At 60.0% G+C, this 648-nt stretch carries 1 protein-coding gene; it reads left to right on the plus strand.

The window, feature by feature from the left end:
- A partial coding sequence (locus AACY45_RS27355) for an immunoglobulin-like domain-containing protein (RefSeq protein ID WP_339548571.1) occupies positions 1-648 on the plus strand: 648 nt, incomplete at both ends.

Below are 648 nucleotides of genomic sequence, written 5' to 3' on the forward strand. Positions count from 1 at the left end.
GAAGGCGGCCAGATCACCTACACCGCGACCTTGACCAACCCGGCACAGACGCCGGTGACCGTGACCTTGAGCAATGGCTCGGTCATCACCATCGAAGCCGGTAAATCCACCGGTACCGTGGTGGTCGATACGCCGGTCAATGACGTCTACAACAATGGCAGTACTGTCACTACCACCATTACCGGCGCTACCGGTGGCAACTTCGAAAACCTGGTGCCGAGCCCTACTCCGGCTGTCACCACCATTACCGATTCGCCTGATGCCACTGGCCTGACCTTGACCGCCACGGGCGGTATCACCGAAGGCGGGCAGATCACCTACACCGCTACCCTGACCAATCCGGCGGGCACGCCGATGACTGTGACCTTGAGCAATGGCTCGGTCATTGTTATCGAAGCGGGTAAAACCACCGGGACCGTGCTGGTCGATACCCCGGCCAACGACGTGTACGTCAATGGCAGCACCGTAAGCGCGACGATTACGGGCACCACTGGCGGCAACTTCGAAAACCTGGTGCCAAGCACCACGCCAGCCGTTACCACTATCAGTGATTCGACTGACACTACCGATCTGACGCTGACCGCGACTGGCGGTATCACCGAAGGCGGCCAGATCACTTACACCGCGACCTTGACTAATCCGGCCGGC

The sequence above is a fragment of the Pseudomonas sp. RA_35y_Pfl2_P32 genome (assembly GCF_963970735.1).
In the GTDB taxonomy this organism is placed as follows: Bacteria; Pseudomonadota; Gammaproteobacteria; order Pseudomonadales; family Pseudomonadaceae; genus Aquipseudomonas.